This is a genomic window from Breoghania sp. L-A4, assembly GCF_003432385.1.
Lineage (GTDB): Bacteria > Pseudomonadota > Alphaproteobacteria > Rhizobiales > Stappiaceae > Breoghania.
The window spans coordinates 1,133,791-1,146,938 of record NZ_CP031841.1 but is presented as its reverse complement, the minus strand read 5'-3'; the positions used below and the strand labels follow the sequence as shown (position 1 = coordinate 1,146,938).

Below are 13,148 nucleotides of genomic sequence, written 5' to 3'. Positions count from 1 at the left end.
CAGAATGAAAATCGCAGTTGCGCGCGCAAGCGCCCTTCTTCTCACCCTTTCCGCGATCGCCGTTGCGATCCTGCCCGCGCGCGCCGACGACGCCATCATGGTCGGCGCGATCAAGCTGGAGACGCCGTGGACCCGGGCGACGCCCGGCGCCGCCAAGGCGGGCGGCGGCTTCATGACCATCACCAACACGGGCACGGAGCCAGACCGCCTGGTCACCGGCGCCTCGCCGCGCGCGGCCAAGGTCGAGTTCCACGAGATGTCGGTCAACGACGGCATCATGGTGATGCGCGAGGTGGACGGCGGCATCGAGATCCCGGCCGGCGCAACGGTGGAACTGAAGCCCGGCGGCACCCATGTGATGTACATGGGCATCGAAAGCCCGTTCAAGATGGGTGAGACCGTGCCCACCACGCTGACGTTCGAGAAGGCCGGCACCATTGACGTGGACTTCTCGGTCGAGAAGATCGGCGCCAAGACGCCCGCGATGGGCCATGATGGCCACGGCATGACGCAGGATGCCCCCGAGACGGGCGACGGCGAACACAAGATGGCGAAGTGACAATGAACGCGACGAAGATCATTCGTTACGGTGCGTGGGCGGCGGTTGCCGCCCTCGTGGCCGGGATTGGCGCAATCACCTTCTCCGATTACCGCGACAAGCTGGCCGGCACCTCGGCGGAGCTGCTGTCGCCGGTGAATTCGGTCGGCGGGCCGTTCACGATGGTGAACGGCGCGGGCGAGCCGGTCGATGAGACGATGTTCATCGGCAAGCCGACGGTGTTGTTCTTCGGCTTCACCTCCTGCCCCGACGTGTGCCCCACGACGCTGGCCGAGGTGCAAAGCTGGATCGACAAACTGGGAGCGGACGCGAACAAACTGAACTACGCCTTCGTCACGGTGGACCCCGAACGCGATACGCCCGAGATCATGTCCTCCTACGTCGCGGCCTTCGACGACCGCATCAAGGCGCTGACCGGCTCGCCCACCCAGGTGGCCGATATGCTGAAGACCTACCGGGTCTACGCGCGCCGGGTGGAGCAGGACGATGGCGGCTACACCATGGATCACACCGCCGGCGTCTACCTGATGAACAAGGACAACCGCTTTGTCGGCACCATCGCCTATGGCGAGAACCCCGACGTGGCGATGGAGAAACTGAAGCGGCTGATAAGCTCCGCGGAAAGCTGAGTGACGCTGCGGCATCGCCGATATGGCCGTGCTGCGGCCGATGCTGTAGGATTGCGGCGCAACCGCTGATGAGAGAGCAATGCCCAACGCCCCAACGATCGCGATCACCGCTGCTGTCGGCATGACGCTGCTGGCGACGCTCGGGCTTTGGGCGCGCTACGGCGAGGTGATTTTCACCGATATCGCGCTCGCCGCGCTGGGCGGCTGCCTTTTCTGAAATCAGCCCTGTTGCAGGGGGCCGCGGGCGCTTGCGGGAAAACGACCGATAGCCGCGGGCCGCGCGCTCGTGTATTCCCCATCCCAATCGCCAACTTCCAATATCCGCGGACCGGCCTTCCGGCCGCCGCAGCAAGGTCCCGCATGTCCGAAACCGTCACCATTGCCTCGCTCGCCCATCGCGGCGACGGCGTCTGCGAAACCGCCTCCGGTCCGCTCTATGTGCCGTTCACCCTGCCCGGCGAGGTGGTGCGGGTGGAAGGCCAAGGCGAGCGGGCGCGGCTTCTGGGCATCGAGACGCCGAGCGCCGACCGGGTGACGCCGCCGTGCAGACATTTCGGCACCTGCGGCGGCTGCGCGCTGCAGCACATGGAGCACTCCGCCTATGCCGCATGGAAGCGCGCGCAGGTGACCGCGGCGCTTGAATCGCGGGGCTGCAGGCCACCGTCGAACCGATGGTCGCGGCCGAGCCCGGCTCGCGCAGGCGCGCGGTGTTTGCCGCGGCCCGCGCCGGCGGCCGGGTGCTGGTGGGTTATCACGAACGCGCCAGCAGCAAGCTGGTGCAGGTGGAGCAATGCGCCGTCGTCACGCCCGCGATTGCCGCGGCGCTGCCGCTGTTGCGCCGGCTGGGCGAGCTGGCTGCCCCAAGCGCGGCGAGTTGCGCCTCACCGTGCTGGACACCCAGGCCGGGCTCGACGTGACCATCGACGGCGCGGGCAAGGGAGCGGCAAAACTGTTCCCGAAACTCGGCCAGGTGGCGTTCGAGGCGGATCTGGCGCGGCTGAGCGTCGACGGCGAAGTGGTGATCGAGGCCCGTCCTCCCGCGCTCAACATGGATGGCGTCGCCGCGGTGCCCGCGCCGGGCGGTTTCACCCAGGCCTCCGCGCAGGCCGAAGCGGCGATGGCCGAGCGGGTGCTCGAAGCGTTCGATGGCGCGCGGCAGGTGGTCGATCTCTACTGCGGGCTGGGCACCTTCGCGCTCCGGATCGCGCGGACCACGCCGGTGCACGCGGTGGAAAACGACCGCGCCGCGCTCAAGGCGCTCGACGCGGCGTGGCGCCGGGCCAAGGGGCTGAAAGCCGTCAGCCATGAGGCGCGCGATCTGGCGCGGCGTCCGCTGATGAAGGACGAACTGGAGAAATTCGACGCCGCCGTCTTCGATCCGCCGCGCGCCGGCGCGCGCGCGCAGGCCGAGATGCTGGCCGCCTCCGCCATCAAGACCATCGCCGCGGTTTCCTGCAATCCGGCGACGCTGGCGCGCGATCTGCGCATTCTGGTGGACGGCGGCTACACGATCAAATCCGTGTTGCCGGTGGACCAGTTCCTGTTTTCACCCCACATTGAGGTTGTCGTTATCCTGAAACGGGAGTGAGCCATGCCTCAAGCCGGGCGTGATGACAATCGGCCCGCCGGTCTGCAGACCTGGATGCGGCGCGCCCGCTTCGGCGTCAGCCAGGGCGCGCGGATGGCCTGGTACGGCGCGCATGGCGAGGCCATGAAGCGGATCGCGGCGCGCACCGCCCGCACGCTTCCCGGCGAGCCGCCCAGGATCCGTCAGCCGGAGACGCCGCCGCCCTCCCAGCACCGCATGCTGGCCGACATCGCAAGACTGCTGGCGCGCGATCTGGCCAATGTGGAGGCCGGGCTCTATCCGATGCCCGCGCCGATGCCGTTCGACGAACCCGGCGGGTTTGCAAGCCTGCTCCGGCGCAGCGCGCGGTTCCTGCGCGACGTGCCCGAGGTCACCCGCCGCCGGCGCGAGGAGGCGCATCAGGAGGCGTCCGCCAAGGATCGCGCCCTGCCGCGCTACTACCAGCAGAACTTCCATTTTCAGACCGACGGCTGGTTGTCGGACGACTCCGCCGAGATCTACGATTTTCAGGTCGAGGTGCTGTTCACGGGCGCGGCCGCCGCCATGCGCCGGCAGGCGCTGGTGCCGCTGGCCGAGATGATGCGCGCCCGCGACCAGAGGAATCTGGCCTACGCCGATATCGCCTGCGGCACCGGCGGATTACTGCGCGACGTGACCCGCGCATGGCCCCGCCTGCCGGCGCTGGGCATCGATCTGTCGGAACCCTATCTGCGCCGCGCCCGCGCGAACGTACCCTCGCGACGCGCGCGTTTTGCAGTCGCCCAGGCCGAAGACCTGCCGCTGACCGACGCCAGCCTGGATGCGGCCTCCTCCGTCTATCTGTTCCACGAGCTGCCCCCAAAGGTGCGTCGGCAGGTGGCGGCGGAGATCGCCCGGGTACTGAAGCCCGGCGGGCTGTTCATCCTCACCGACAGCCTGCAGACCGGCGACGATCCGGACTACGACGGGCTGCTGGAGATCTTTCCCCAGCTCTTCCACGAGCCTTATTACACGTCCTATCTCACGGAGGATTTCGACGCGCTCTTCGCCGAGCACGGCCTGACGCGCGAGGACAGCCGCACCGCATTTGTTTCCAAGGTGAGCGTGTTCCGGAAGGGGTGACGGGGGCGGAACATCTTGCGCGCCGCAAGACGCACTGCGCATGTCATCCCGGCCGCAGCGAAGCGAAGAGCCGGCAACTGTGTTGTTGAGTGTGTCATGCGTGGAACGGGACACCGTCTCTTAGGATGGCGTTTGCGGTGACGAGGATTTTTCTGGCCAGCGCGATCATGGTGACCTTGAAGGGTTTTCCGCGATCGACCAGGGCCCGGGCATAGGCCTTGAAACGCGAGTTGGAGCGCGCCGCGGTGACGGCGGCCATGTAGAGGGCGTCGCGCACCCGCTTGCGCCCACCCTTGATCGCGCGGTGGCCCCGGAAACGGCCGCTGTCGACATTGAAGGGCGCAAGACCCGCAAGCGCCGCGATCGCCTTGGGCGATGTGGTGCCGAGCTCACGCATCAGCGCGATCAGCGTCGTGGCGGCGACCGGGCCGATACCGGGAATGGAGCGCAGCAGCCTTTCCATCCCCGCGAACGTCGCATTGGCCCGGATGAGGGCGGCGCGCTCGGCCTCCACAGCGGCGATCTCCTCATTCAGCCAGGCAAGGTGGCGCTCCAGGCTCGACCGCTCGCACTCATGGGCCTCGGCAAGACGAAGCTTTTCCTGCTGGCGAATGGCGACCAACTGGTCGCGGCGCTTGTGTACGCCGGAGAGCCGGTCACGCGCCTCGTCGGCCGCCGGCGTGGCCTGCGGATCGAGGCACTGCCCCATGGCGGCGAGCATGCGGGCGTCGATGGCATCCGTCTTGGCGATGAGGCCGAGTGAGCGGGCAAAGTCGCGGGCACGGGAGGGATTGACCCGGGCAAAGCGCAGCGCGTGTCCGGCCAACGCCCGGGCAAGCGTGCGGTCAAAGCGGCCCGTCGCCTCGAAGACGACGAAGAGCTGACGCTCACCAAGGCCTGCGAGCCATGCCTCGATGGCCTCGGCCGTGTTGTCAACGCGCCGATGGGTGTCGTAAAGCCCATCAAAAATATCGAGATGATGCTTGGAAACATCGATTCCAATGAAGCCAGGGTGTATCCTCATGGCGCCTGTCCCTGTGCTGCGAGGTCCGGTTGCGGCGGCCTCGATCAACTGTTCAGGTTTGGATCTGTCTGCGCGGGCGGGGATCCGTGCCGGTTCTCGGTCTGCAAAACCTGGGACCCAACGATCTCCCGTCCGCACCCATTCTGACACATCGACAATACACAGGGACCCAGTAGCCGACGGCCTCGGCGATGTCGCAGAGACATTGCAACAGCGCGTCGCGACGGCATCGGCAAGAATCGAAAATCTACTGTTTACTGGGTCCCGGGTCTCGCGAGCGCTCGCCCGGGATGACACCGAGTGGGGTTACGCGCTTCCCTCACCCCCTGCCCTCTGCGCCGCGCTCCGCATGTCATCCCCGACTTGATCGGGGACCCACTATGCCCCTCCACGGGCAATGGCGGCAGCGTGCCTTTGCCCCACCACGTGTCACCCCGGACGCAATGCGGCGCATCGTGCCGCTTTGCAGATCCGGGCCGGATGGAACGTCCCGGGTCTGCGGAGCATCACTGCGTGCTGCACCGCGCCCGGGATGACCACCAGAGGTAATTCCTCTCCTCAGGCCCCTGCCCTCTGCGCCGCGCGCCTCTTGTAGTCCGCGCCGGCCATCGACAGGCCGCCGTCGCCGCCGTCGATGAAGTGGATGTGGCGGCCGTCGGCAATGTCGGTGACGAAGCAGGTCATCAGCGCCGCATCGGACACGTGCAGCCCGTAGACGAGCCGCCCGGCATCATAGGCCTGCGCGAGATAGCGCGTGAGCGCGTCGAGCTGGGCGGGAGACAGATCCAGCACCAGGCGCAGGGAATCGTCGAGCTTGCGGTGATCGGTGTTGCGGCTGAGCTCATCGAGATAGCGTTTGGCTTCGAACGGCCCGATGCGCAGCCCGGTCATGTAGCCCCAGAGAAATCCGAAACTCTGCAGAACCACCCGGACCGCGCTGGGAACAAGCCCTTGCGCGGCGGCCAGCAGCCGGATTTCCTGCGCGAGCGACGATGGGCGCAACCGGAATTTCAGCTCCGTGGGCTGCACCAGCGCATCCTCGGGCGCTTCCGACAGCGGGTTGAAGCCGGTCGCCTCCTGGATCTCCGCCAGAATGCTGGAAAGGTAGAGATCGGCCGAGGGCCGCAGGATGAGCGAGACGATGCGGCCCCGGCGCGAGGGCACCGGGTCCCAGCGGCACGACAGGCCTTCCAGCAATGGGGCCGCGTGGACCGGCCGCTCAATCCTGAAGGGCGCCTGCAAGGCCGGGTCCTTGAGAATCCGGTCGGCCAATTCGAGCCCGCCGCCCACCGCCATGGCGAGAAAATTACCCGGGCTGAGCGCGTATTTGCGCAGCCGCACATCGGTGCCTTGAGCGCGCAGATGCGCCACCGGAATGGCCGCATGGCGCAATTCCAGATCCATGTCGCGCGCCGCCATGTCCGCGACGCCGGCAAGCGCGTCCGCCCCGGCCTGAGCGTCCCTGGCGGGCACCAGAAGCACCGCGCCGTCGCCGCCGAAGATGAAGGGAATGCGGTCGCGCCCGAGTTTGTTGAGCACCGCGGAGATGACGGCCGCGCCGACCAGGTTGACCTGCTTGTAGCGGCCCGCCTTCACCGCCTCGCCGGAGCGCACGATGTCGGCGACCAGCACCACCCAGTCGGTTGGCACGGGCTCGTAGGCGGCCAGTTCGCCGAGCGCGGAGAGTTTCGCAAAGCTCTTCAGCTCGAGATAAAAATCATCGCTTGGCATGCTTCGCCGGTCTCCCCGTGGGGCACGACCATACCGTGGAACAGGCGCGGCCGGTATTGACCTCCTCGTGAGGAGGAGCTCTTGTGGGTCCTACCGTCCTGACCGAATCGCGCGGCGAACCCATGTAAGCGATCCGTGGCGAGCCAGAATACCTGTGAGAAACCGCAAAGCCTTTCGAAGCTTTCGGCAGTTGGCGTCGCCCCCTCGCTTGTTGATACGGTCTGGCCGCATCAGCCTGGCATCGACGGTCGGGAGCCGGGACATTGAGAGCAAGGGCCTTGGAGTAATGAGTGCGTTTTCGCCAAATCATTTTCGCCATCTGCTGCAGAGGTTCGATTTCTACAAATTTGGATAATAAGAATTGTATCAATTGAACATACACGCATAGATAAAGTTTTGTATTTCAAAGTATCATTATGAAACTTGAAAAAACTGCATTCACTTTGATCTCTTTGGTGGCTTGGATGCTTCCGATATTGGTGGCTTTTGCATTTTCCGAACGATATTCGTTTGATCGATTTTTCGTTCTATTTTTGATTGTTTTTCCGGCGAGCCCGGTTTTGTTTGTTCTGTTTTTTGTTTCTCTATTTAAATATTCACGGTGGATGTGGCTTCCAATTCCTCCCTTCTTGTTCTTTCTTGTTGTTTTAGTGAGATGGAACTCTGCTTAGTAGAAGAATTTTTAATTTTATAATTCTATCGATTGAACAATATCAAAGAGCGAATGCGGGAGCTTTCGGCAACTTTTCTCAAATCAACACTACGAAGCAATTGGCTGATTGATACGGAGGCATTGGGACTTGCGCGCGAAAGGAACGGCAGGTGACTCGACCGATTTTCGCGCTGCCAATGCCGTGCCTCGGGCTATACACGAGTGCGGCATTGGCAACCGTCTGCGACAAGGAAGGCTGCCGGCTTCGGTTGACCAACAAGGCGGAAATAGCCCCCTTTCGTCATGGTCTGGCTTGTCCAGATCATCCATAAGTCCTTGAAATCATGGATCCTCGGCACAAGGCCGAGGATGACGATCGAGGGGCATGAGCGTTGTCGTCACGCTCAAGCCGTCGGCCCGAAAGACCGGCGGCTCCCCGCCGCGCGGCCTAAGCGGCGATGACCGTGTCGGCCGGCACGTAGTCCAGCCCCAGCGCCTCGGACACCGCCTTGTAGGTGATCTTGCCGCCGTGTGCGTTGAGGCCGGCCTTCAGATGCGGGTCGTCCGCCAGTGCCTTCCTCCAGCTCTTGTTGGCCAGCGCGCTGACGAAGGGAAGCGTCGCATTGGCCAGCGCGAAGGTGGAGGTGCGCGCAACCCCGCCGGGCATGTTGGCGACGCAATAGTGCACGATGCCGTCGACCACATAGGTGGGATCGGAATGGGTGGTGGCCTTGCTGGTCTCGGTGCAGCCGCCCTGGTCGATCGCCACGTCGACGATGGCCGCGCCCCGGCGCATGGTCGCCAGCATGTCGCGGGTGATCAGCTTCGGCGCCGAGGCGCCGGGGATCAGCACCGTGCCGATGACCAGCTCGGCGTGCGCAACGAGTTCCTCCAAGGTGTGCTTGTTGGAATAGGCGGTCTTCACGGCCGTGCCGAACTGCATGTTCAACCTGCGCAGCACGTCGCCGGAACGGTCGACCACGGTGACATTGGCGCCCATGCCGATGGCCATCTGCGCCGCGTGGGAGCCGGCGACGCCGCCGCCCAGGATCAGCACATCCGCGGGCGGCACGCCGGGAACGCCGCCCAGCAGCATGCCGCAGCCGCCCATCGCGTTCTCCAGGCAATGGGCGCCGGCCTGCACCGCCATGCGGCCGGCGACTTCCGACATGGGCATCAGCAGCGGCAGCCCGCCCGAGGCGCTGGTCACCGTCTCATAGGCGATGCAGGTGGCGCCGGAGTTGAGCAAATCCGTGGTCTGGTCGGGATCGGGGGCCAGATGCAGATAGGTGAAGAGGATCTGGTCGGCGCGCAGCCGGGCGCGCTCGACGGCCTGCGGCTCCTTCACCTTGACGATCATCTCGGACGCCGCAAAGACCGCTTCCGCGTCGGGGGCGATTTTCGCGCCCGCCGCCTCATAGGCCGCGTCATCCAGACCCGCGCCCAGGCCGGCGGATGTCTCGATCAGCACCTCGTGGCCCTGCAGCACCAGTTCGCGGACGCCTGCCGGGATGATCGCCACGCGGTCTTCGAAATTCTTGATTTCCTTCGGTACACCAATGCGCATGTCAGCTGACTCCAGTCCTGTTCCCTGTACGGCAGATTGGCGCGTCTGTTTCGCAATTTCCTCGCAATTTATGGTGTTGCGGGGCATCAAATTCGCATAATCTGCGACGATATTGAACTTCAGTGGCAGAAAATTCGAAATGAAATTCGATTCCCGCGACCGGGCCATCCTCAACGCGCTGCAGAAGAACGGCCGGCTGACCAACGCGGAGCTGGCCGAGAAAGCCAACCTCTCGCCCTCGGCGTGCCTCAGGCGCACGCGCATGCTGGAGGATGCGGGCGTCATCGCCGGTTATACCATGCTGCTCAACGCCAAGGCAGTCGGGCTTTCCGGTACCGCCTTCGTGCAGGTGACGCTGGAGAGCCAGGGCCGCGAGGAACTCGACCGCTTCGAGCGCGCCGTCGCCGACATTCCGGAAATCATGGAGTGCTACCTGCTCGCCGGCCAGCACGACTACATGCTGCGGATCGCCTATCGCGACGCGGAGGACCTCGAACGCCTGCACAAGGACACGCTCACCAGCCTGCCCGGCGTCGACCGCGTGCAATCGACGCTGACGCTGAGAACGGTCAAGCGGACCACGCGCATGCCGGTGTGAGAACGGCAGGCCCGCCACATGACGTGTCGCGGATGTCTCCCTGAGGGCCCATCGGCCAAAACACTTGCCGCCTCAAGGATACTTGCCTAGGGTCAGCATTCGGGAGAGTGGGGGATCGGCATGACCGTCGGCAGACCGTCGTTCCTTATCGCTTTGCTGATGACACTGACCGTTTGCTGGCTCATCGCAAGCGTTGGGACTGCGCGCGCGGAGTGTATCTATGGCGCATGGTCCGACAGCGCCGGCAACACCTATTATTGCCCGCCCGATTGCGGCGGGAACCCGGAATGCGGCAGCACCACGCCTCCGCCGCCTCCCGACGACTGTTACAAGACCTGTCCCGACGGATCCAAGATCCGGTGCAACCGGCAATGCGCCACGGTCCGGAGACCCCGAAACCCACCGGTCGTCTGCTATGGCGGCACCGTGCGTCGCGGCAACAAATGCTACTGCCCCGCGGGCCAGACATGGAGCAACGCGGAGAACCGCTGCGTCAAACCCGTCGTCTGCTACGGCGGCACGATCCGCCGCGGCGACAAATGCTATTGCCCCGCCGGCCAGAAGTGGAGCAACGCCGTGGACCGCTGCATTTCATCGGTTGCCTGCTCCGGCGGCAGAGTGCGGCGCGGCGACACGTGCTCGTGCCCGGAGGGTCAGACATGGAGCAGCGGCTGGAACCGCTGCGTCAAGGCCGTCGTCTGCTACGGCGGCACCGTGCGACGCGGCGACAAATGCTATTGCCCGCAGGGCCAGAAGTGGAGCAACGCCGAGGACCGCTGCATTTCTCCCCCATCCACGGCCGAGACGACGCCACCGAATAAAACGGAACCGCTGACGCCAGGGTCCGCGATGCCCGGATTGCTCAGCGGCGCCCCGGACTACGAGGCCAAGTATGCGGACTATCAGACACGCCGAGCGGACATAAAGCGGCGGTTGTTCGAAATATCGCGTTTGAGAAACCAATGCCGGGACAGGCTTCCCGCCTGCTCGCAATCGGGAGCGGCCTATGACGAGCAAGAGGCGATCCGGCGCCGCGACCGCCAGTACTCTTTGTGGGGGGAAGCGAGTTACTACATTCCCTGGAGCGAAAGCCTGAGCGACGTGCCGCCGGAGCTGGAGCGCGATATAGGAACATGGGGCGGCATCAAGGTGTTCGGCTACGGCGGCGACAAGCTCTGGATCTGGCTAAAGGGGAACGTGAAGAATTTCGGCTCCACGCCGGAAGGCGGCGACGGGCTGGCGCGGCAGGGCTGGCAGAAGGCGTACGACGACAACCAGGGCTTTCAACCGTGATGCGCGGGCCTCGCGGATGGCGTGTGTGAGGGGGCTAGTGCTTGAAGCAGTTCTCGCGATGCCACTTCAGAAAATGGGGATGAGGCCGCTCCGAGAGACGCTCGGGTGCAAGCGCGTGACCCGTCTTGTTCATCAAGGATCTGACGGACTGCACATCATTGACCTGCCGGGAGATCATGATCTCCAAATCATCCCTCAAGCTGATCAAGCCGCGATCGAACATCCAATGCGCGGTTCCGGACAGGGCGATTCCGTTGTTCACGATATCCGGGCCATTGGCTTCGACCGGCTTGATGTGGGCGGCATCGACCTCTGCCCGGCCGCCGCCATTGATCAGCTTCAGACCGGTGATGGCGCATCGTTTGTCATACGCGCGCAGGATGACGCTTCGAAACACACGGTCCCGGACGACCCGCGACGAAAGAAATTGAACACGGTCACGCGTTTCGTCGAACCGGAAGGGCGCCTGCTCTTCTTCGAGCCCTTGCATTGAGCCGGCATCGTCAACACGGGGCAGCAATGGTTCTTCGGCCTCAAGGCCAAGTGCGAGAATTCTGTTGAAGTCGGTTCGTGAAAGCGGGCGCACGGCGGACTGCGCACGCCCCGAAATGCGTCCCTCTTCATTGAGCAGGCCGTGCTCCACAAGCTCGCCAGACTCACTGAAAGGAACCGGAGAGGAAAACTCCAGGTAGCTCCCGGCCTCGATCAACGCGAGATACATTCCGGGTGCAGACGGATCAGTAATCACCTGCGCAACTTTGGCGACGGCGAAATACCCTCGCGTTTCCAATGCTTTTCGAGGTTCGTAGTAGATAATCCAGTCGCCTAAACAGGCTTCGACACGCCTCAAATACTGGCTGGGGAATTGATACCGCTCAGCCGGGCTGTCGTCGTAGATCGAATCTGAGCGATGAATGAAAACCCCGAACCCCATGCGTTTCCTATAGCACGCAGCTCGTGAGTGCGCACCGGCTACTTCCACCGGCGGGACGTGCCACACGGTCGCGATCGCGAACAATCTCTCGGCCCGTCATTGCCCGGCTTCGTCCGGGCAATCCAATCCAGGGTGCGGCAAGAGGGTCGCGAACGAGGGCGCAAAAGCCCTCGCCTCTATTCTTCCGTTGTCGCGCGCAGAGTGGATGCCCCGGACTTCGCCGGGGCATGACGGGAGAGATGCCTTCCCCCGACAAAACGCCCGCCGGATTGCTCCGGCGGGCGCTTGATACCTTTTTCGGATCCCTGGCTTATCCCTCGTAGGAAATCCGATACACCACATTGGCGAAATCGTCGGTGAGGATCAGCGAGCCGTCGGGGAGCTGGTCGATATCCACCGGGCGGCCGATGGCGGAGCCGTTGTCGAGCCAGCCCTCGGCGAAGACCTCCTTGCCGGTCGCATTGCCGTCGTCATCGAAGGTGATGCGCATGATGCGGTAGCCGTCGGGCACCGTGCGGTTCCACGAGCCGTGCTGGGCGACGAAGGCGTCGTTCTTGTACTCAGCGGGGAACTGCTCGCCGGTGTAGAAATGGATGCCGAGGTTGGCGGTGTGGGCGCCGAACTCGATCACCGGCGGCACCACATTGGCCGGCGGATCCTTTTCCTCCATCCCCTGAAGACGGACGTCCTTGCCGCCGAAGAAGGGGAAACCAAAGTGGGCGCCCACTTCGGTCACCGCGTTCAGCTCGTCGGGCGGAATGTCGTCGCCCATGCCGTCGGCGCCATTGTCGGTGAAATACAACGCGCCGGTGACCGGGTTCCAGTCGAAGCCGACCGAGTTGCGCACGCCGGAGGCGACCGTCTCGACGTTGGAGCCGTCCGGATCCATGCGGAAGATCGTACCTTCCATGCCCTTGGGCTCGCAGATGTTGCAGGGCGAGCCGATCGAGACATAGAGCTTCTTGTCCGGACCGAACTTGATGTAGCGCCAGCCGTGCAGGAACTCGTTGGGCAGATCCGCCTTCACGTCAAGCAGCGGCTCGAGCGGCAGGGCGGTGTCGAATTCCGCCGGCACCGGCCATTTGACGATCTTGTCCTGCAGCCCGACGTAGAGCTGCGAGTCCTGGCAGGCGACCCCGTTGGGCACGTTCAGCCCCTCGGCGCGCTGCAGTACCTCGTCGGCCACGCCGTCCTGGTTGGTGTCGCGCAAACTGTGGATCGTGCCGTGCCGCGAGCCGATGTAGATCGTGTTGAGCGGCTTGCACACGGTGATCGAACGCGGCTTGGGCAGTTCGGCGAAAACCTCGATCTTGAACCCCGCCGGCAGCTTGATCTTCGACAGGATGCCGTCGAAATCCGCCGCAAGCGTTGTCGTCGGCAGCATCAAAGCGGATGCCAGCATCGCGGCGGGCACAAGGCTCCGCCTGACAAGATGTTTCATGGTCGTTCCTCCCAGTGGGCGTCACGTGCCC

General features: G+C 64.4%; 13 protein-coding genes. 8 read left to right on the top strand and 5 right to left on the bottom strand.

Annotated features, from left to right (window positions below; translation table 11 throughout):
• The first annotated feature begins 4 nt into the window (after window positions 1-4).
• The 6 genes from D1F64_RS05365 to D1F64_RS05350 all read left to right on the top strand — a co-directional run bounded on the left by D1F64_RS05365 (window position 5) and on the right by D1F64_RS05350 (window position 3,877).
• The gene (locus D1F64_RS05365; protein ID WP_117411584.1) at window positions 5-559 is read left to right on the top strand and encodes a copper chaperone PCu(A)C; all 555 of its coding nucleotides are present in this window, start codon (window positions 5-7) and stop codon (window positions 557-559) included.
• A gap of 2 nt (window positions 560-561) precedes the next feature.
• Entirely contained in the window at window positions 562-1,188 is a 627-nt protein-coding gene (locus tag D1F64_RS05360) for an SCO family protein (protein WP_117411583.1), read from the top strand.
• Window positions 1,189-1,267: 79 nt separating this feature from the next.
• Window positions 1,268-1,405: a hypothetical protein gene (locus D1F64_RS23095; RefSeq protein ID WP_162901312.1), complete on the top strand. Its 138-nt coding sequence runs from the start codon at window positions 1,268-1,270 to the stop codon at window positions 1,403-1,405.
• A gap of 490 nt (window positions 1,406-1,895) precedes the next feature.
• Window positions 1,896-2,105, top strand: a complete 210-nt coding sequence (locus tag D1F64_RS25325) for a hypothetical protein (RefSeq protein WP_346432300.1) — start codon at window positions 1,896-1,898, stop codon at window positions 2,103-2,105.
• Window positions 2,075-2,776 carry a methyltransferase gene (locus D1F64_RS25320; RefSeq protein WP_346432299.1) on the top strand — a complete coding sequence of 234 codons (702 nt, stop codon included), beginning with the start codon at window positions 2,075-2,077 and terminating at the stop codon, window positions 2,774-2,776. The genes D1F64_RS25325 and D1F64_RS25320 overlap by 31 nt, the downstream gene beginning before the upstream one ends.
• A 3-nt stretch (window positions 2,777-2,779) precedes the next feature.
• Window positions 2,780-3,877: a class I SAM-dependent methyltransferase gene (locus D1F64_RS05350; RefSeq protein WP_117411582.1), complete on the top strand. Its 1,098-nt coding sequence runs from the start codon at window positions 2,780-2,782 to the stop codon at window positions 3,875-3,877.
• 94 nt (window positions 3,878-3,971) lie between these two features.
• Here D1F64_RS05350 and D1F64_RS05345 read toward each other — a convergent pair whose 3' ends face one another.
• The 3 genes from D1F64_RS05345 to ald form a co-directional block, all read right to left on the bottom strand.
• On the bottom strand, window positions 3,972-4,901 hold the full coding sequence (locus D1F64_RS05345) for an IS110 family transposase (RefSeq protein ID WP_117411581.1): 930 nt from the start codon (window positions 4,899-4,901) through the stop codon (window positions 3,972-3,974).
• Window positions 4,902-5,459: 558 nt separating this feature from the next.
• Window positions 5,460-6,632 carry a DUF3095 family protein gene (locus D1F64_RS05340; RefSeq protein ID WP_117411580.1) on the bottom strand — a complete coding sequence of 391 codons (1,173 nt, stop codon included), beginning with the start codon at window positions 6,630-6,632 and terminating at the stop codon, window positions 5,460-5,462.
• Window positions 6,633-7,732: 1,100 nt separating this feature from the next.
• Window positions 7,733-8,851: an alanine dehydrogenase gene (ald, locus tag D1F64_RS05335; RefSeq protein WP_117411579.1), complete on the bottom strand. Its 1,119-nt coding sequence runs from the start codon at window positions 8,849-8,851 to the stop codon at window positions 7,733-7,735.
• A gap of 139 nt (window positions 8,852-8,990) precedes the next feature.
• On the opposite strand from ald, the gene D1F64_RS05330 reads away from it, so the two are divergent.
• Together D1F64_RS05330 and D1F64_RS05325 are read left to right on the top strand one after the other, a co-directional pair.
• The gene (locus D1F64_RS05330) at window positions 8,991-9,449 is read left to right on the top strand and encodes an Lrp/AsnC family transcriptional regulator (protein ID WP_117411578.1); all 459 of its coding nucleotides are present in this window, start codon (window positions 8,991-8,993) and stop codon (window positions 9,447-9,449) included.
• 426 nt (window positions 9,450-9,875) lie between these two features.
• The gene (locus tag D1F64_RS05325; protein ID WP_162901311.1) at window positions 9,876-10,742 is read left to right on the top strand and encodes a hypothetical protein; all 867 of its coding nucleotides are present in this window, start codon (window positions 9,876-9,878) and stop codon (window positions 10,740-10,742) included.
• Window positions 10,743-10,776: 34 nt separating this feature from the next.
• Here the strand turns inward: D1F64_RS05325 and D1F64_RS05320 are convergent, their stop codons facing one another.
• The gene (locus tag D1F64_RS05320) at window positions 10,777-11,676 is read right to left on the bottom strand and encodes an HNH endonuclease (protein ID WP_117411576.1); all 900 of its coding nucleotides are present in this window, start codon (window positions 11,674-11,676) and stop codon (window positions 10,777-10,779) included.
• Between the two features lie 310 nt (window positions 11,677-11,986).
• Window positions 11,987-13,117 carry a PQQ-dependent sugar dehydrogenase gene (locus tag D1F64_RS05315; RefSeq protein WP_117411575.1) on the bottom strand — a complete coding sequence of 377 codons (1,131 nt, stop codon included), beginning with the start codon at window positions 13,115-13,117 and terminating at the stop codon, window positions 11,987-11,989.
• Between the last annotated feature and the right edge of the window lie 31 nt (window positions 13,118-13,148).

Bases quoted from the DNA above. Each gene is read 5' to 3' on its own strand.
- D1F64_RS05340 (WP_117411580.1), bottom strand. From the start codon at position 6,632: ATGCCAAGCGATGATTTTTATCTCGAGCTGAAGAGCTTTGCGAAACTC.
- D1F64_RS05360 (WP_117411583.1), top strand. From the start codon at position 562: ATGAACGCGACGAAGATCATTCGTTACGGTGCGTGGGCGGCGGTTGCC.
- D1F64_RS23095 (WP_162901312.1), top strand. From the start codon at position 1,268: ATGCCCAACGCCCCAACGATCGCGATCACCGCTGCTGTCGGCATGACG.
- D1F64_RS05365 (WP_117411584.1), top strand. From the start codon at position 5: ATGAAAATCGCAGTTGCGCGCGCAAGCGCCCTTCTTCTCACCCTTTCC.
- D1F64_RS05330 (WP_117411578.1), top strand. From the start codon at position 8,991: ATGAAATTCGATTCCCGCGACCGGGCCATCCTCAACGCGCTGCAGAAG.
- D1F64_RS05315 (WP_117411575.1), bottom strand. From the start codon at position 13,117: ATGAAACATCTTGTCAGGCGGAGCCTTGTGCCCGCCGCGATGCTGGCA.
- D1F64_RS05320 (WP_117411576.1), bottom strand. From the start codon at position 11,676: ATGGGGTTCGGGGTTTTCATTCATCGCTCAGATTCGATCTACGACGAC.
- ald (WP_117411579.1), bottom strand. From the start codon at position 8,851: ATGCGCATTGGTGTACCGAAGGAAATCAAGAATTTCGAAGACCGCGTG.
- D1F64_RS05350 (WP_117411582.1), top strand. From the start codon at position 2,780: ATGCCTCAAGCCGGGCGTGATGACAATCGGCCCGCCGGTCTGCAGACC.
- D1F64_RS05345 (WP_117411581.1), bottom strand. From the start codon at position 4,901: ATGAGGATACACCCTGGCTTCATTGGAATCGATGTTTCCAAGCATCAT.